Source organism: Myroides phaeus (assembly GCF_900099675.1).
In the GTDB taxonomy this organism is placed as follows: domain Bacteria; phylum Bacteroidota; class Bacteroidia; order Flavobacteriales; family Flavobacteriaceae; genus Flavobacterium; species Flavobacterium phaeum.
Map to the genome: position 1 here is coordinate 1 of NZ_FNDQ01000037.1, position 17,218 is coordinate 17,218.

The 17,218-nt window shown below is 34.2% G+C and carries 17 protein-coding genes, 1 tRNA gene and 1 riboswitch; of the genes, 10 read left to right on the forward strand and 8 right to left on the reverse strand.

Annotated features, from left to right (window positions below):
• Positions 1–292 precede the first annotated feature (292 nt).
• Positions 293–374 (reverse strand) — tRNA-Leu (locus BLT46_RS12540).
• A gap of 143 nt (positions 375–517) precedes the next feature.
• Between BLT46_RS12540 and BLT46_RS12545 the strand changes: the two genes are divergently transcribed.
• Positions 518–1,906, forward strand: coding sequence for a dipeptidase (locus BLT46_RS12545; RefSeq protein ID WP_090410461.1), 1,389 nt, complete (start codon positions 518–520; stop codon positions 1,904–1,906).
• A gap of 44 nt (positions 1,907–1,950) precedes the next feature.
• Here BLT46_RS12545 and BLT46_RS12550 read toward each other — a convergent pair whose 3' ends face one another.
• Positions 1,951–3,201 carry a glycosyltransferase gene (locus tag BLT46_RS12550; protein ID WP_090410462.1) on the reverse strand — a complete coding sequence of 417 codons (1,251 nt, stop codon included), beginning with the start codon at positions 3,199–3,201 and terminating at the stop codon, positions 1,951–1,953.
• 89 nt (positions 3,202–3,290) lie between these two features.
• Here BLT46_RS12550 and miaE point away from each other — a divergent pair, with 89 nt between their 5' ends.
• Both miaE and BLT46_RS12560 read left to right on the forward strand, forming a co-directional pair.
• Positions 3,291–3,872: a MiaE family protein gene (gene miaE / locus BLT46_RS12555; RefSeq protein ID WP_090410463.1), complete on the forward strand. Its 582-nt coding sequence runs from the start codon at positions 3,291–3,293 to the stop codon at positions 3,870–3,872.
• Between the two features lie 33 nt (positions 3,873–3,905).
• Positions 3,906–4,370 (forward strand): energy transducer TonB, encoded by a 465-nt coding sequence (locus BLT46_RS12560; RefSeq protein WP_090410464.1) that lies wholly within the window; start codon positions 3,906–3,908, stop codon positions 4,368–4,370.
• A 577-nt stretch (positions 4,371–4,947) separates the two neighbouring features.
• Here BLT46_RS12560 and BLT46_RS12565 read toward each other — a convergent pair.
• Genes BLT46_RS12565 through ruvC form a run of 4 tightly spaced genes read right to left on the reverse strand, consistent with a single transcriptional unit; the run spans position 4,948 to position 7,779 of the window.
• Positions 4,948–5,310: an MmcQ/YjbR family DNA-binding protein gene (locus tag BLT46_RS12565; RefSeq protein ID WP_090410465.1), complete on the reverse strand. Its 363-nt coding sequence runs from the start codon at positions 5,308–5,310 to the stop codon at positions 4,948–4,950.
• A 3-nt stretch (positions 5,311–5,313) separates the two neighbouring features.
• Positions 5,314–6,087, reverse strand: a complete 774-nt coding sequence (locus tag BLT46_RS12570; RefSeq protein WP_090410466.1) for a cyclase family protein — start codon at positions 6,085–6,087, stop codon at positions 5,314–5,316.
• A 4-nt stretch (positions 6,088–6,091) separates the two neighbouring features.
• Positions 6,092–7,225: a radical SAM family heme chaperone HemW gene (hemW, locus tag BLT46_RS12575; protein WP_090410467.1), complete on the reverse strand. Its 1,134-nt coding sequence runs from the start codon at positions 7,223–7,225 to the stop codon at positions 6,092–6,094.
• A complete protein-coding gene (gene ruvC / locus BLT46_RS12580) occupies positions 7,225–7,779 on the reverse strand; it encodes a crossover junction endodeoxyribonuclease RuvC (protein ID WP_090410468.1) in 555 nt (184 codons plus the stop codon). The genes hemW and ruvC overlap by 1 nt, the downstream gene beginning before the upstream one ends.
• Positions 7,780–7,840: 61 nt before the next feature.
• Between ruvC and BLT46_RS12585 the strand changes: the two genes are divergently transcribed.
• Positions 7,841–8,797 carry a hypothetical protein gene (locus BLT46_RS12585; protein WP_090410469.1) on the forward strand — a complete coding sequence of 319 codons (957 nt, stop codon included), beginning with the start codon at positions 7,841–7,843 and terminating at the stop codon, positions 8,795–8,797.
• A gap of 36 nt (positions 8,798–8,833) precedes the next feature.
• On the opposite strand, the gene BLT46_RS12590 is transcribed toward BLT46_RS12585, so the two are convergent.
• Positions 8,834–9,313, reverse strand: a complete 480-nt coding sequence (locus tag BLT46_RS12590; protein ID WP_090410470.1) for a hypothetical protein — start codon at positions 9,311–9,313, stop codon at positions 8,834–8,836.
• Positions 9,314–9,360: 47 nt separating this feature from the next.
• Here BLT46_RS12590 and BLT46_RS12595 point away from each other — a divergent pair, with 47 nt between their 5' ends.
• A complete protein-coding gene (locus tag BLT46_RS12595) occupies positions 9,361–9,861 on the forward strand; it encodes a DUF456 domain-containing protein (RefSeq protein ID WP_090410471.1) in 501 nt (166 codons plus the stop codon).
• A gap of 57 nt (positions 9,862–9,918) precedes the next feature.
• On the opposite strand, the gene BLT46_RS12600 is transcribed toward BLT46_RS12595, so the two are convergent.
• Positions 9,919–10,806, reverse strand: a complete 888-nt coding sequence (locus BLT46_RS12600) for a DMT family transporter (RefSeq protein WP_090410472.1) — start codon at positions 10,804–10,806, stop codon at positions 9,919–9,921.
• A gap of 72 nt (positions 10,807–10,878) precedes the next feature.
• Between BLT46_RS12600 and BLT46_RS12605 the strand changes: the two genes are divergently transcribed.
• The 5 genes from BLT46_RS12605 to BLT46_RS12625 all read left to right on the forward strand — a co-directional run bounded on the left by BLT46_RS12605 (position 10,879) and on the right by BLT46_RS12625 (position 17,072).
• A complete protein-coding gene (locus tag BLT46_RS12605) occupies positions 10,879–11,328 on the forward strand; it encodes a MepB family protein (protein WP_090410473.1) in 450 nt (149 codons plus the stop codon).
• An 84-nt stretch (positions 11,329–11,412) separates the two neighbouring features.
• Positions 11,413–11,598, forward strand: a riboswitch (cobalamin riboswitch).
• Positions 11,599–11,708: 110 nt separating this feature from the next.
• On the forward strand, positions 11,709–13,772 hold the full coding sequence (locus tag BLT46_RS12610; protein ID WP_090410474.1) for a TonB-dependent receptor: 2,064 nt from the start codon (positions 11,709–11,711) through the stop codon (positions 13,770–13,772).
• Positions 13,769–14,905, forward strand: coding sequence for a YncE family protein (locus tag BLT46_RS12615; protein ID WP_090410475.1), 1,137 nt, complete (start codon positions 13,769–13,771; stop codon positions 14,903–14,905). Before BLT46_RS12610 ends, BLT46_RS12615 begins: the two co-directional genes overlap by 4 nt.
• Positions 14,906–14,914: 9 nt before the next feature.
• Positions 14,915–15,940 carry a PKD domain-containing protein gene (locus tag BLT46_RS12620; protein WP_090410476.1) on the forward strand — a complete coding sequence of 342 codons (1,026 nt, stop codon included), beginning with the start codon at positions 14,915–14,917 and terminating at the stop codon, positions 15,938–15,940.
• A gap of 34 nt (positions 15,941–15,974) precedes the next feature.
• Positions 15,975–17,072, forward strand: a complete 1,098-nt coding sequence (locus tag BLT46_RS12625) for a DUF4465 domain-containing protein (protein ID WP_090410477.1) — start codon at positions 15,975–15,977, stop codon at positions 17,070–17,072.
• The last annotated feature ends 146 nt before the right edge of the window (positions 17,073–17,218 follow it).

Consider the following 17,218-nt stretch of genomic DNA (forward strand, 5'->3'; position numbering starts at 1 on the left):
AACGACTATTTAATTCTTCAACTTTTGTAATATTGAAATGCTCTACCAAGTACTCAGGTAGGATTAGTTTTAGTATTTCTTTGCTATCCATCATGGTGCAAATATATTATTTTACAACTTCCTCCCCAACTTTTGTGCTTGATCCGTTTATCTTAAGACAATCACCAAACTAAAAGTCACTTGTCTTGCAAAAGATTACCTAAATATACCAAATTAAAAAATACGTAAAAGAAAGATTAGGAAGGTAGTAGAAATAAAAAAACCTCTTCAAAATATGAAGAGGTTTTTGTTGTGCGGGTAAAAGGACTCGAACCTTCACACCTTGCGGCACCAGATCCTAAGTCTGGCGTGTCTACCAATTTCACCATACCCGCTTGTTGGCTGGAACCAGTGTTAGTCACTGTTGTTCCTTTAAGACGTTGCAAATATACAACGCATTTTTTAATGTGCAAGAAAAAATTTATTTTTTTTTTATTCTTATGTTTGTAAGGAATAATGTAAATGTATCCTATATACTATGAAAGATTCAAAACAATTTGTTCAAGAAAATAAGCAACGTCTTTTAGATGAGCTAATTGAACTATTAAAAAAACCTTCTATCAGTGCTGACAGTGCCTTTTCACAGGATGTAATTAATACTGCAGAACACGTAAAAAAAAGTTTAGAAGAAGCAGGATGTGACCTTGTTGAATTATGTGAAACACCTGGTTACCCTATTGTTTATGCAGAAAAAATCATTGATCCTGCCTTACCAACGGTATTAGTTTACGGTCACTACGACGTACAACCGGCAGATCCAATCGAATTATGGACATCTCCTCCTTTCGAACCAGTAATCAAAAAAACAGACATACACCCAGAAGGGGCTATCTTCGCTCGTGGAGCTTGTGATGATAAAGGTCAAATGTTTATGCACGTAAAAGCGTTTGAATATATGATCGCTAACAATGCTTTACCTTGTAACGTGAAATTCATGATTGAAGGAGAAGAGGAAGTTGGTTCTGTAAGTTTAAGCTGGTTTGTGAAAAGAAACCAAGAGAAACTTAAAAACGACGTTATCTTAATCTCTGATACTGGAATGATTTCTAACGAGCAACCTTCTATTACTACAGGTTTAAGAGGTTTAAGCTACGTAGAAGTAGAAGTAACTGGTCCTAATAGAGATCTACACTCTGGTTTATATGGTGGTGCGGTTGCAAATCCAATCAACGTATTAACTAAGATGATTGCTTCATTACACGATGAAAACAACCATATCACAGTTCCTGGTTTCTATGACAAAGTAGAAGAACTTTCTCGCGAAGAAAGAGATGAAATGGCTAAACGTCCTTTCTGTTTAGATGACTACAAAAAGAAATTAGACATCGAGGATGTTTATGGTGAAGCTGGATATACTACAAACGAACGCAACTCTATCCGTCCTACTTTAGACGTAAACGGTATTTGGGGAGGTTATACTGGTGAAGGAGCTAAAACTGTTATCGCAAGTAAAGCATTCGCAAAAATATCAATGCGTTTAGTACCTAACCAAGAATGGGAAGAAATCACTGAATTGTTCAAAAAACACTTCGAAAGTATTGCTCCTGCTGGTGTACGTGTAGAAGTTAAACCTCACCACGGAGGACAAGGATATGTAACTCCTATCGACTCTGTTGGATATAAAGCTGCTGCTAAAGCGTATGAACACACTTTTGGTGTTACACCGATTCCAGTGCGTTCAGGAGGTTCTATTCCAATTGTAGCTTTGTTTGAAGAAGAATTAGGTTCTAAGTCAATTATGATGGGATTCGGATTAGATACAGATGCTATCCACTCTCCAAATGAACACTTCGGAGTATTCAACTACTTAAAAGGAATTGAAACTATTCCTTTGTTCTACAAATATTACACTGAAATGGTCAAATAGTAGTTCAATACAAAAGGCGAGTTAGTTAATTAACTCGCCTTTTTTTATTTTTTATTCTTTGCTTCTATCCACATACCGAAAAACTTAGAACTTTGAGCACTGTGATGCTTAAATACTTGTCCTAAAAAGTTACTGCGTCTATGTTTCTCTAATTTCGTATAGCAATCTACTAACCGCTTTAGAAACAACTCTCCGTACTGTTTTTTGTCGTAATTCGTTAATAAGATAGACTCACCTAAATTCTGCTTGTCTTTCCACACCGACTCATCTGAATACAATAAAACAGCTTTTTCCACCATTTCATCAAGCTCATCACAGACAAAACCACACCAAGGCAATTCTCCTTTCATTGATTCTACTCCCACAGAAGTAGTAATAGAAGGTGTTCCTACTTGAATAGCATCTACAAACTTCCCTTTTATTCCTGCTCCAAATGTAATCGGAGCCAACATAACTCTTGCATCACTAATTACCTCCAAAGCATCTTCTGCTCTACCGTGAACAAGAAAACGCTCCTTTTCATTGTGTAATTGTAGTACTTTAGGAGAAGGATAGGCTCCATAAATATGCATATTTACCTTAGGCAATCGCTTGCGCAACAGAGGCCATACTTCTTTCTTCAACCGAAGTACCGTCTGCCAATTTGGTTCATGAATAAAATTACCAATAAAAACAAAACCTTCTCTGTTGTCAAAAGTTTTCCAATTCGACTTTTCTTCTGCTGTAACCTGATCTTCTAAAAAGGGCAACGTCAAGAGCAATTTATCGCTTATGCCAAATGTTTGCGTCAATAACTCCTCTTCATATTTAGAAATCAACAAGGTCAAATCACAACGCATTATACTCGCTAATTCCCTTTTTGTACGCTCTGAATAAAGATAATCTTCTAAACTTCCCACTCCTTTCTTAATCAACTCTTGTCTCGCGTAACGCAAGAAATGCAAGTCTTCTGTGTCTAATACAGTCAGTGCAGAAGGACATTGCTCTGCAACTCGCCAACCGAACTGTTCTTCAATCATAAACCGGTCAAACATAACAATATCAGGATTTAAAGATTTCAAAGCTTCATCTGTTCGTTCATCATTCAACCAAATCTCAAACTCTGTTACACCGAACGCAGATAGATCATCACTATAGTTACTCTTCTTAGCAGCACTACTAAAGTAAATATCCATCCCCCATTGTTTAAAACAAGCTAATAATTGCAACATTCGCTTACCGGCAGCAGATGATTTAGATTCAGGCCAAACCTGACCAATAACAACAATTCGTTTATTCTGAAATACCTTTTCCATACCACAAAAATAAGCATTCTCACAAATGTAACAGACTCATTTTTAATCTATCTAATTATTGCTATTTTTGCATAAAACGAAAAGGAATTATGCTTGGATTAAAATTATTAACGGACCCTCGTTGGGCTAATATTGCAGAAGGTAATTTAGAAGAAATTTTAACAGACCACTGCTGGTGTGAACAAAAAGCAGCTACCAATGCAATTACAATAATCACTTACAACTCTGAACATGAGGATTTAGTAACTGCTATGACTGAAATTGCTATCGAAGAAATGGAGCATTTCAAAATGGTACACAATATAATCAAAGAACGTGGATATACTTTGGGTAGAGAGCGCAAAGATGACTATGTAAATAAATTATACAAGTTCTGTAGAAAAGACGGTAGTCGAAATGATGCTTTTATAGATAGGTTATTATTTGCTGCAATGATTGAAGCAAGAAGCTGCGAGCGTTTTAGAACATTATCGCAGAACATCAAAGACCAAGAATTAGCAAAGTTTTACTACGACTTAATGGTGTCTGAAGCAAATCACTACACTACTTTTTTGAAGTTTGCTAAAAAATATACTGAAAAAGTTGATGTTGATAAACGTTGGAAAGAATGGTTAGACTTTGAAGGAGAACTTATTCAAAGCTACGGAAACAGTGAACAAATACACGGGTAATTACTTGATATCCTAACCAAAAAACGTTGTATTATGATTACAAAGAAAAACAATCCGTACAGAAATGCTTTTGCAATCTTTACTGCTACTACCCTTTTCTTAACAGCTGGTATAGCAACGGTACAAGCACAAGAAGTAAAAAAACAACCCTCTACTTCACAATCTTATGACAACGAAGTTTTTGTAGCTGTAGAGAAACGCGCAGAATATCCAGGAGGAATGAATGCCTTTAACAATGACTTTATTTCAAAATTTGTTACGCCTAAAGGAATAACAGATTCAACTATATCGACTATCGTACAATTCGTTGTAGAAGCAGATGGTTCTATTTATGATGCAAGTGTTATTAAAGACCCTGGTCATGGAATTGGACAACAAGTAATCCAAATTTTAAAAACAATGCCTAAATGGTCTCCTGCTGAACATAAAGGAAGAAAAGTTAGAAGTCAATTCACAATACCTATTAAAATTCAAGTAAAAATAGACCAAGAAAACTAATAGATAATAATAGCCCTAACTATCCATACTAAAACGCTTTGAGAGTTCTCAAGGCGTTTTTTGTTAGCTATAACTGTTTAAACAAATAATAAAGCATTACTAACATCAAGAAACCTTAACATCTTAAAAAGATATGTATAACTTATAAAAGCTCTCTCCTATCCTAATAAAACAAAGACTTTCTTATTTTCAAACAATTGCTTAAAATCAGAATACATAGACACTAATCTGAGTATTCTCCGACAATTCTCCGACAAAACACCCTATATCCCAGTATTCTCGGAGGATTGTCCCTCATAAGTCAGAGAATCTCTTTATAAAAGTAAATGATATCTACATCAAAATTACAACAAAAAAAACACTATAACCTCAATAAACATAAGGCTTACCACAGGTTTACACATCACTAATAATTACATTTTTTCAAAGGGAAAAACAGCGACAAAAAAGCTTTTTTAAACAAAAAACGTAATTATCAACCCCTATTTTCCTGAAAAAAGAGTCAAAAAAAGTAAAAATCATTCCATTTTTATCACATACAAAAAGAGAAACTAATGATTAGTTTCTCTTTTTGTATTTACTTTAAAATCTCTTCTTTCAATTTCTTTGTTAGCCCTTGAAATACCAAATCATACGAATGGTCTATCAACTCTTTTAAAAAACCCCAATTAACTGAGCCTCGAACTGCAATGGTATTCCAATGTTTCTTACTCATATGGTAACCTGGTGTAATCTCAGTGTATTCTACTCTTAGTTCTTCTGCACGATCAGGATTACACTTAAGATTTAAACTGTGCTCTCCTTCCTCCCACTTCTTAAGATTAAGCAATAAGAATATTTTACCTCCTACCTTAAAAGTAAGTACTTCTTCATCAAACGGAAAGTCCTCTGTTACCCCTTGTTTGTGTAAACAGTAATCATAAATAACTCCAATATCCATAAATTACTTGATTAGTTGATATAACACAGGCTTACTTGGTGAGGCATCATTGACAAAAGAAGCTATTTGCAGGTTCAAAAAGTAAAAGCCATCTTCTATGTCATTAGCCACATAAATCATCTCTGTAATTGTTGCATTTAAACGAGCATCGTCATTTAGTTGACTTACATTCGTTACATTCCAAAATGCTTTGTGTGCAAGTAACTTGCCTTCATCCTTTTCCTTGTCCACACTTGGCAAATCAACTAATAAATGATCTACACCTTTCGCTCTTAAAAAAACACATACTTCCCACGATAAGTAAGGCGGATTTGTATGTGAATATTTCGCTGATTTTTTTCCTTCTGGATTAGGTAATGTTCTAAAAACAATTGCTTTCTGACCTTGTTCAATCCACGCATTTTCCACCTGCTCTAATGTAATTACAAAGTCGCCGTTTGTTTGTAATTCAGGCTCAATTGTAACCAACTGCCCCAAAAAGAAAAACTCCTTTAAACTGTCGTTTACACTGTAAAAAGCTTTAGTAATATGTCCTAAACATTCTGTATGCGTACCGTGTGCGTGAGGATTAAAAGTAATATTATTAAAATTCGTAGACGAATTACCCTCGCTCACCTTGCCGATCCAATCACCCATTTCAACTGGAGAAATATCGGGTTTCTCTAAATACCACGCAATTGGATTGCTTTCTGTATTAACAAGGGGAATAGATATATCTATTGGCTGTGATAAGTCAATTTGATATACGCAATCGGATAAGGTTATACTTGCTATCACGGTTTTATTTCAAATCTAACCAAAATAAATCAGATGCAATACCGTCACTTAAGAATTTTCCTTTATCAGTAATCGTCAGTACATCTCCCTCGCGATGCATTAGACCATCTGCAATAAAATGAGTTGATTCTTGTATTAGGTAATCATAGAAATCTTGACCAAAATCACGGTGTACGCGGTTAACGTCAACACCCCATATCGTACGCAATCCAGTCATAATATACTCATTATAGCGATCAGAAAGAGACAACTCTTCTATTTCTAACGGAAGCTTTCCAGATTGAATATCCTTTATGTACAATGGATTGTTAGCAATATTCCAACTGCGGTGTACGCCGTCAAAACTATGAGCAGACGGTCCTATCCCTAAATACTTTTTACCCAACCAATAAGCAGAGTTATTCTTTGAATAATACCCTGGCTTAGCAAAATTGGATAGTTCATAATGAATATAGCCATTCCTGCGCAAGGTCTCAATTAGCAACATAAAGTGATTATGTGCTACTTCTTCTTTCGGACTTGGAATTACACCTTTTTTGATTAATTTATTCAATGCTGTACGCTCCTCAACTGTCAACGCATAACAAGAAATATGTGGAATTCCTAAATCAAGAATACGCTGAACATTAGCTAACCAACGTTCATTGCTCATATTAGGAATACCATAAATAAGATCAATTGAAATATTGTCAAAATGCTTAACTGCCTCTTCTAAACAGCTTATAGCCTCTGAAGAATTGTGTGCACGATTCATCATTTTCAGGTCTTCTTCTACAAAAGACTGAATTCCGATGCTTAAACGATTTACTTTAGACTCTGCCAGTTTGTGAATTGTAGTATAGTCTAAATCGTCAGGATTTGCCTCTAATGTTATTTCTGGATTATCTGAAACGGAAAACAAGTTATAAACGGCTTGTATCAAATCGTTTATTTCACCTACTTCCAAAATACTTGGGGTTCCACCTCCAAAGTAAATGGTTTCTACCACCTCATTGTGCAATTCCTCTTTTCGAAGTACTAACTCCTGTTTCAAACTTTGCAACATCTCTTCTTTTTTCTTTAAGGAAGTAGAAAAGTGAAAGTCACAATAGTGACAAGCTTGCTTGCAAAAGGGAATGTGAATATATATACCTGCCATTACTTCTTAACTCGGTCTTGATTTTGTTTGATGAATGCGTCCCATCCAGAATAACTTTTTCCGGTTACGATTTTATTTGAATTATAGAAATGACAAACCGCAGCGGCAAGACCATCTGTACTATCTAAATTTTTAGGCAACTCTTTTAACCCCAACAATTGTTGCAACATTTTTGCCACTTGTTCTTTACTTGCGTTACCGTTTCCTGTTATAGCCATCTTGATTTTTTTAGGCTCGTATTCTGTAACAGGAATATTGCGAGACAAAGCAGCAGCCATTGCTACGCCTTGTGCTCTACCTAACTTCAACATTGATTGTGGGTTTTTTCCTAAGAAGGGTGCTTCAATAGCAATTTCATCTGGCAAATGTGTTTCTATCAATTCAATTGTACGTTCAAAAATAAGCTTCAAACGCGTATAGCGGTCCTCATACTTGGATAATAGCAACTCATTCAACTGTATAAACTCCATCTTCTTATTTACCACTCTAATCAACCCGAAACCCATAATTGTGGTTCCAGGGTCAATACCTAATATGATTCTATCTACTGTCAATTTAATATTTTTTTACACTTTTATATCCCTGCCCAACAAAATATTATCTTATTTTGCAGTGATGAAAATTCTATCAGACAAAACTAAGCAATATCTCGTACTTCTAATTAAAATATTAGTTGTTGCTTCTGCTTTTTATTATATCTACAACCAATTATCAAATGATAAAACCCTTGATTTTAAAGTGTTGTTAGAGGTAATGGCTAAAAAAGAAAACTACTTTGCTCTTTTTATTTTAGCGTGTCTGACTTTTTCTAATCGCTTTATTGAAATTTTAAAATGGCAGAATCTCTCGTCATTAATCAAACCAGTTAGCGTTTGGCAGGCAACTAAGCAAGTGTTAAGTGCGCTTACTCTGGGGATATTTACGCCTAATGGTATTGGTGAATATGCAGGAAAGGCATTGTATTTTGAGAAAAAAGACGCAAGTAGAGTTATCTTTTTAAATATGATCTGTAATGGCGTTCAAGTCATTTATGCCATTGTATTTGGATTGATAGGCTTAAGTATTCTTAATCAATTCCACGAAATAATTCCAAATTACTATTTGTTTATTGCCTATGCTATAATTGCAACTGTAATTTTAATCTTGTTTTCACTGCGCCATTTTACGATAAAAGGGTACTCTATTAAATCACTTATCGAAATGATAAATGAAATCCCTCGTCAGAAACATCGCAAAAACTTAATCTTAGCGTTCTTTCGCTATGCTTCGTTTACCCACCAATATGTGATTTTATACTACTTATTAGGTGTTGACATTCCTTATTTTGAATTGTTATGTGCGGTTTCTGCTATCTATTTAATGGCATCATCTCTTCCTAACTTTCAGTTTTTAGAGTTTGCCGTAAAAGGTAGTATTGCTATGTTTATTTTCACCGCTTTAGGAGTTAATCAATGGGTAGTGGCCTTAGTCGCAACATTAATTTGGTTGCTAAACATTGTATTGCCAATCAGCATCGGTAGTATCTTTGTGATGACTTATAGAGTAAAGCAAAAAGAAGAAGCTGATTTATAACGTGACAAACAGTTCCAAGATTCTTAAAAAGAATAACTATTGTTTATTTAAAACAACTGGGATAATAAATTGACTTGTAACTGGTACGCCTCTTTTTACAGCTGGATGAACTACTGAAAATACTTGCCCTTGTTCGTGTAAAAACTTATTAATTGTTTTTGTTTGTTCGATTAGCGTTTCTGGCAAATCATATAATTCAAAGTCTACCTGTGAATCTGTCTTAACTGTTACTAATATTTTTAAGGTATCAAGCTGAGTAAAATTCCCCTCAATAGTATCTGCATTAAAACGAACTTGTAAATTCTGAGTAATAAAAGCAAAGAAACAATCCCTTTTAGACTTGTCATCTAACAAAGAATCACACAAATCTACTGTCGGATATGCATCAACTTTAGTCCAATCAATTTTATCTAATTCTTCTTTTAGCAACACTTCCTCATCTGGCAATTGATTGTATTTCAATTGACAGGAAACTGTTAAAACCAATAAAAAGATAAACATCAGTGATTTTTTCATAGCTTGGATTATTGTACCTTTATTTCTCAAAAATACAAAAAATCCGAATGGAATATTTACTATTAATCGTTGCACTTGTTTTATTGGCAGGCGGAGTGGTCGGAAGTGTGCTTCCTGCCCTACCCGGATTACCCCTAAGTTGGTTTGGAATACTGTGTTTGTATCTAACAAAAGGTGTTGAAATAAATCACTATATCTTGTGGATTACTTGTGTAATTACCATCGCAATTTCAATTTTAGACTACGTTATTCCTGCACAGGGGACAAAGCGTTTTGGTGGCTCATCCTACGGAATATGGGGTACTAACATCGGTTTGATCGTTGGTTTAATTGCTCCTATTCCTTTTGGTTTTATAATCGGTCCTTTTGTTGGGGCACTTTTAGGTGAGTTATTATTTGACTATAAAAATATCAACCGAGCACTAAAAGCTGCTTCTGGTTCTTTCCTTGGTTTTTTAGTATCAACTTTTATGAAAATAGTTGTTTCTATTGTATTTGTAGCCCTTGGAATTAGCATAATTTGGAAAAATGCCAGTATATGGTTCTAAAAAAAACGACGTATTATCACTAATACGTCGTTTTTTTTATTCCTAATAGGTGATTTACTATTTCAAACTCACTTCTTTTTTTCCTCCTATAATTGGCTTTTCAACAAATGTTATCCCAATTCCAAATAGAATAATTGCTCCTCCATAAATCATCTGCATTGTAATCTCTTCATTTAAGAACATCCAAGCTAAAAAGGCTGCTAATAAAGCTTGACTCAATAAACTTAGTGAAACTCTCGTTGCTCGCATATGCTTTGTTGCAAAGCTTAATAGGAACCAAGCGATTAACTGACATACAACTCCTTGCACAACTAATGTTAACCATCCCATACTACTGAATCCAGAAAACTCTGACCCCATTGCAAAGTTTGTAATTCCTAAAAAGATTGAAGAAACCAATAAACTGTATGACATAAATGGTATTATCTCTACTTTTTCTAAAACCTTTTTACTGAATAAAATATAGCACGCATATAAGATACCTGACAAAATTCCAAAAGCAAATGGCAAGTCAAAAGATAAGTCCATAAATACATCTACCCCTACTAAAACAACCATTCCTGTGATAGCGAATACGGTCCCTATCCAAAAATTGATACTTGGTTTTGAACTCAAGAAGAAATAACTTCCTATTCCTACCCAAACGGGCGCAAGATTAGTTAGCAATGTAGCTTGAGTAGCTGTTGACCCTTGAATAGCAAAGTTCCAAACGCCTATATCTGCACCAAAGAAAAAACCACATAATACAATTAGCATCATCGTTTTAAAATCGTACAGCTTCATTTGCTTTGTAAATAAGGCATAAGGCACTACAAATACAGCTGCAATAGCCATTCGATAAAATGCTGAAATTAGAGGTGGTGTCAAGTCTAATTTTACGATAACAGGAAAAATCGAGATACACACGATTCCTATTATTAATGCTAATCTTGGTTTTGATAACATTGGCGTGATTTTAATTTATTTGATTTTGCAAAGAAAACAATTCATTTGAAATATATTTACACAAAAATCAAAATGTTGGAACAATTTATTCCTTTATTAAATAATTTTTCAGAATTACAAACAGCTTCTTTTGTAACCAATTATTGTTCATTCCCTGAAAGTAATGAGTATAATGCTTGTTCTTTTTCAATCGACAACTACAAGATAATTTACCGAGAAGCTAAGGTCACACCCAAGAAAACGGGACTTTTTGTAGCTATCTGGAAAAGGAATGAACAAGGGATTACAGAACCTTATCACATTGCTGACGACTTTGATTTTATGATTATCTCTTGTGTTGAAAATGACAACAAAGGCTATTTTATCTTCCCAAAAGAGGCATTGGCTACTTTAAACATTATTTCATCAGCCAATAAGGAAGGAAAAAGAGGTATGCGTGTATATCCTACTTGGGATATTCCGACCAATAAGCAAGCGATTACAACACAGAAAAAACATAAGGACTTTTTTACAATTCTATAATTATTCCGAGATATATGTAACAAAAGCATAGCATATTGATACTATGCTGTTTAAATTACTTTTTTAAGATATTATTTTATATATATTTGTAACTGATTCTATGGTTGTCTTTCGAGATATTAAAAGGGAATTAGGTGTAAATCCTAAACAGACCCGCTGCTGTAAGCTCGTCCAAAAAAACAAACCGCGTTATCCACTGTTGTTTCTGCGCAATGGGAAGGATGTTTGTTTTGAGTAAGTCAGAATACCTGCCGTTTTATCGTAATTGTTTGATGTTTTCGGGTATAAAACAGCGAACGCACTTCTTCGTTTATTGCTAACGATTGGTTAGATGCGTTTCTTTCTTCCCTTTTTCATCAACGTTGTTAGCTGACTAAACTATGAACTTAAAACTACTCCCTTTAGGAATATGTTGCTTGATAGGAACTTCCCTATTCGCACAGCAAAAACAAGATACGATTACTTCTCTGAATGAGATTGTAATTGAAAAAGAAGTTTTTAAAGACCTTATTCCTGTACAAACTTTACAAGGTGAACAACTTGAAAGATTAAACAGCCATAGTGTTGCTGATGCTTTACGCTATTTTGCGGGTATCAAAATCAAAGACTATGGAGGAATGGGGGGACTAAAAACAGTGGATGTCCGCAATATGGGTACGCATCACGTAGGTGTGTTTTACAATGGTGTTCAAATTGGAAATGCACAAAATGGTATTGTAGATTTAGGTAAATTCTCTTTAGATAATGTAGAAGCTGTAAAACTATACAACGGACAACGCAGTGCTATTTTTCAATCTGCAAAGGAATACGCTTCTGCTTCTACTGTCTATATTCAAACTAAAAAACCTGTCTTTAAAGAGGGAAAAGATTATAACTTTTCTGCTAAGTACAAAGCAGGGTCTATTCAGTTAGTGAATCCTTCTGTTAGAACGGAATACAAAGTAAATGACAATGTGAGTACCAGTATTAGTGCTGAGTATATTTACTCTAATGGGGATTATAAATTCAGACAAAAAAAACTCAACATAGATGGTTCGGTTGCTTATGATACAATTGGACACAGACTTAACAGTGACATTGAAGCGTATAGAATTGAAAATGCTTGGTATGGTAAAGACGATAAGAATACTTGGCAAGCAAATGTGTATTACTACCAATCAGACAGAGGATTACCTGGTGCTGTGATTAAAAAGAGTGATACTACTATTGAAACAGAAAACATCAATGAACGCCAAGGAGATAAAAACTTTATGGCACAGGCAGAGTGGACACGCTTTGTAACTGACAGATACTCTTTTTTATTAAAAGGGAAGTTTGCTTATGATTTGATGCACTATAAATCTCGTAAAACAGTAGGTTTTGAAGGGGAAGAGGTTACGTATAACCCACAATTTGACAATACCTTTTACCAACAAGACTGGTATATATCGGCAGCTCACCTTTACAAAATAACCGATATTTGGGAGGTATCTTTGGCTACTGATATTCAATATAACAAACTAAATGCTACGCGAAAAGGACAAGGAACTTTGTTTTCTTATCCTGAGAGATATACTTTCTTGACATCGTTAGCTACATCTGTTAATCTTGGAAAGGTAAAGGCTCAAGGGAATATTCTCGGAACGTTTACCAAAGAAAAAGTACGCCATAACCTGCAAGCTCCTGACCGTTCTGTGTGGGCTCCTTCTCTATTCTTGAGCTACAAACCTTGGGATAGTGAAGACTTTGTAGTGCACGCTTTCTACAAATACATCTTTAGGCTACCTACTTTTAATGATTTGTATTATACACAATTGGGGACGTCTAATTTGCGACCGGAAGTATCAAGACAATTCAACGTAGGTTTTACTTATAGCAAACCATTAAACACACGTTTCTTTGATGAAGTACATTTATCTGTAGAGTCATATTATGCAAATATCACAGATAAAATCATTGCTTCTCCTACCTCAAGTATGATGCGTTGGATGATGACCAACTTAGGTAAGGTTGAAAATTATGGTATAGAATCGGCGGCAGGAACAACAGTTAAGATTGTAGATGACCTAAAACTTGGTGTTAATCTAACGTATGAATATACTGTTGCTAAAGACAAAAGTACTACCTTATTTGGAAAACCTTCGTATTATGGTGACCAAATCCCTTATGCTCCTTGGCATTCGGGGTCTTCAATTGTGTCGTTAGACTATAAAGATTGGGCATTTAACTATAGCTTTATCTATGTTGGAAAACGATATAACGGTAATAAAAATAACATTAAACGCAATGAGATACAACCTTGGTACACACACGATTTATCATTGCAAAAAAGCTTTAAATGGAGTAACTACCGTTTTAAAGTATCTATAGAAGCTAACAATATAGCTAATCAATATTATGAAGTTGTAACTAACTTCCCTATGCCAGGGCGCAACTTTCGTTTTACTTTAAACTTTGAATTATGAGATTAAAAAATATATACTTACTCCTTTTCTCTTTAATTCTATTAACGAGTTGTAGAAAAGATGAAATGATATTCTTATCGGATAGTTCTACTGTTTCTATCCCTGCACCTTCAGACCAATACAGAGGTTTCTATCTGTTAAACGAAGGGAATATGGGTATGAATAGAGCTTCAATTGACTTATTTGAATATGATAGTGGAGTTTATACACGAGATATATTTTCTGAGAGAAACCCTAACATTACTAAAGAATTAGGAGATGTTGGTAATGATATCCAAATCTATGGTAAGAAGGTTTATGCTACGATAAACGTTTCAAACTTTGTAGAAGTATTTGATGTTGAAACAGGAAAACATATCAAACAAATTCACGTTCCAAATTGTCGTTATTTAAAATTTAAAGGCGGTAAGGCTTACGTGAGCTCTTATTCGGGAAAAGTTGAAATCAACCCGAATGCAGAAATTGGCTTTGTTGCTGAAATAGACACTTTATCCTTAGAGGTTACACGCAAAGTAGTGGTAGGTTACCAGCCTGAGGAAATGGTTATAAAAGGCAATAAACTATATGTAGCTAACTCTGGTGGATATCGAGTACCAAACTACGACACTACTGTATCTGTAGTAGATTTAACTACGTTTACTGAAATCAAAAAAATAGATGTAGGAATTAACTTACACCGTATGCAAATGGACCGCAATGGTGATATATACGTAAGCTCACGTGGTGATTATTACAATGAAGAACCAAGTTTATATGTAATTGACTCTAATACAGACAAGGTGAAACAAAAGTTAGACATCCCTATTTCTAATATGACAATTGATGATGATAAATTATATTATTACGCGACTTCATATAAACACAATACGGGTCAGAATACTATTTCATATGGTATTTTAAATACAAATACAAAGCAAATTATAACAGATAATATTATAACCGATGGGACAGATAAACAAATATTAATCCCTTATGGAATTGCAGTAAACCCAGAAACAAAAGATATATATATGACAGATGCTCAAGACTATGTGGGTACTGGATTTGTATATTGTTATTCCCCTGAAGGAAAACTAAAATGGCGAACTACTGGAGGTAATATACCTGCACACTTTGCTTTTATTAAAAAATAAACTGAAAATATGATACAAAAAACATGTAGAATAAGCCTTATTTCAAGCTTATTCTTAGCTTCAATTTTAGGAAGTAGTTGTTCATCAAGTGACGACAATAGCACAATAATTGACAATAATGAAACTATCACTTCTTCTTATAGCGATATTACAAAGGTTTTTGACTACAAGCCAGCTTATGGTCAATTCACTAACAAATTACCTCTTTATGAAGTTGGGGACACGCAAGAAGCAATGAATAAAAAAGCTCTAAAGGCTATCTCTGGTAAGAAACCAACTATGATTACTCTAGGTGGATTTGGTGGATATGTTGTTGTAGGTTTTGATAAAACTATTGAAAATGTACCTGGAAAAAGAGATTTCCGTGTATTAGGAAATGCCTTTTGGGCAGAATCAAACCCAAATTCTACAGCATCAAATCGAGGAGGAAGTTGTGAACCAGGAGTAATAATGGTCGCTTATGACAAAAATAAAAATGGTTTACCTGACGAAGATGAATGGTACGAGATTGCAGGAAGTGAACATAATAATTCTAAAACAATTAAGAATTATGAAATTACTTTCTATAGACCTGAAGCGAATAAAGAACCTATAAAAGACCCTGCTCTTACTTGGGCTACAGATTTAGAATATATGAAATGGGAAGATAATCAAGGACACAAAGGTTTTAAACCTAAAAACTCATTTCATAATCAAAGTTATTTCCCAGAATGGATTAAAGAAGATAAAGTCACATTCAAAGGAACTCTGTTACCAAATAATGCAATTGACGAAAGTGGTAAAGGTAATTATTGGGTTTTATACAGTTTCCAATTTGGTTATGCTGATAATGCACCAAATAATGATGATGAATCTGCAATTGATATTTCATGGGCAATTGATAAAAATGGTAATAAAGCTAATTTACCAGGAGTTGATTTCATCAAAATTTACACAGGTTTAAATCAAGAAGCAGGTTGGTTAGGAGAAACTTCAACTGAAGTAAGCGGAATAATTGACCTACACAAAGCTAATATTTCAATACCAACAAGATAATTTAAAAACTATATAACCAACACTATAATAAATTATGAAAAAACATTTTTTAAAGTTCAGTACATCCCTACTTTTAGGAATAACATTACTTACTACAAGTACTTTTACAAGCTGTTCAAATGACGATACAGCTCCTTATTCGGTACCTGTATTTAACGGTCAAGTTGAATCTATAACTTTTGATGAAGTTGTAATTGACCCAAAAATTAATAATCCTAATGCTTCTTACAAATGGATTGATAATGCTAGTCAAGAAGTTCTTTCAACACAACCAATATTAAGACATACATTTAATAAACCAGGTACTTATAAGTTAGTGTTATCAGAACAAAATGGCAGTTCATATCAATACTTTACTTATAATGTAGTTGTTAGTAAAAGTTATGATTATAATTATGTAACATTAGATTTAAGTGACTTCGACTTTTCAAATGCTATTGAAACTTTAGGAGGAAAGTATTGGGAAAACACATATGAAGGAGGAACTTATGTAGAAAGTCAAATATTCAAATTCTCGCATACAGCAGAAAGATCATGGAACTATTGGGACGGCTTTGTCACATCAAACAGTAATGACAATACTAGTCACTCAAATAATGGTGGTTCAGAAGGATGGTTATCGTACCAATGGGGAAATATGGCTAAAGGAGGATTAAAAGGTGAAGGTACTCCTTACATCGTTGGATACTGGGGATATTATATGAAAGATTGGCAAGCAAATAAAGAAATATTCTCTGAAGAAGAAAGATCGAACTGGATTAAAATTGGAGATAAATCTGATTCTTACAATGCCATTAGTATTGCGATTGCAAACCACCCATGGCCTTATTGGGGAAATTTAAATGGAGATGGATTCGCTAGAGCATTTGAAAAAGGTGATTATTTTAAAATCACTATCCATGGTGTAGGAAAAGACAATAAAATAAAACCAAATTACGTTACGCATTACTTAGCTGATTATAGAGGTGATAAATTAATCATGCCAGAAGATTGGCAAATTATAAATATTAAGGAACTAGGAGAAGTTAGTTATATTTTCTTTGAATTAGATTCTACTGATGCTGATCCAACTGTAGGGCCTAATACTGCAGTTTATTTCTGTATAGACGGATTAACCGTTGACAAACAATAGGGGATCAAGCACAAAAGTTGGGGAGGAAGTTGTAAAATAATATATTTGCACCATGATGGATAGCAAAGAAATACTAAAACTAATCCTACCTGAGTACTTGGTAGAGCATTTCAATATTACAAAAGTTGAAGAATTAAATAGTCGTT

Coding starts and splice junctions, on each gene's coding strand:
- BLT46_RS12545 (WP_090410461.1), top strand. CDS start 518: ATGAAAGATTCAAAACAATTTGTTCAAGAAAATAAGCAACGTCTTTTA.
- BLT46_RS12550 (WP_090410462.1), bottom strand. CDS start 3,201: ATGGAAAAGGTATTTCAGAATAAACGAATTGTTGTTATTGGTCAGGTT.
- miaE (WP_090410463.1), top strand. CDS start 3,291: ATGCTTGGATTAAAATTATTAACGGACCCTCGTTGGGCTAATATTGCA.
- BLT46_RS12560 (WP_090410464.1), top strand. CDS start 3,906: ATGATTACAAAGAAAAACAATCCGTACAGAAATGCTTTTGCAATCTTT.
- BLT46_RS12565 (WP_090410465.1), bottom strand. CDS start 5,310: ATGGATATTGGAGTTATTTATGATTACTGTTTACACAAACAAGGGGTA.
- hemW (WP_090410467.1), bottom strand. CDS start 7,225: ATGGCAGGTATATATATTCACATTCCCTTTTGCAAGCAAGCTTGTCAC.
- BLT46_RS12585 (WP_090410469.1), top strand. CDS start 7,841: ATGAAAATTCTATCAGACAAAACTAAGCAATATCTCGTACTTCTAATT.
- BLT46_RS12590 (WP_090410470.1), bottom strand. CDS start 9,313: ATGAAAAAATCACTGATGTTTATCTTTTTATTGGTTTTAACAGTTTCC.
- BLT46_RS12595 (WP_090410471.1), top strand. CDS start 9,361: ATGGAATATTTACTATTAATCGTTGCACTTGTTTTATTGGCAGGCGGA.
- BLT46_RS12600 (WP_090410472.1), bottom strand. CDS start 10,806: ATGTTATCAAAACCAAGATTAGCATTAATAATAGGAATCGTGTGTATC.
- BLT46_RS12605 (WP_090410473.1), top strand. CDS start 10,879: ATGTTGGAACAATTTATTCCTTTATTAAATAATTTTTCAGAATTACAA.
- BLT46_RS12610 (WP_090410474.1), top strand. CDS start 11,709: ATGAACTTAAAACTACTCCCTTTAGGAATATGTTGCTTGATAGGAACT.
- BLT46_RS12615 (WP_090410475.1), top strand. CDS start 13,769: ATGAGATTAAAAAATATATACTTACTCCTTTTCTCTTTAATTCTATTA.
- BLT46_RS12620 (WP_090410476.1), top strand. CDS start 14,915: ATGATACAAAAAACATGTAGAATAAGCCTTATTTCAAGCTTATTCTTA.
- BLT46_RS12625 (WP_090410477.1), top strand. CDS start 15,975: ATGAAAAAACATTTTTTAAAGTTCAGTACATCCCTACTTTTAGGAATA.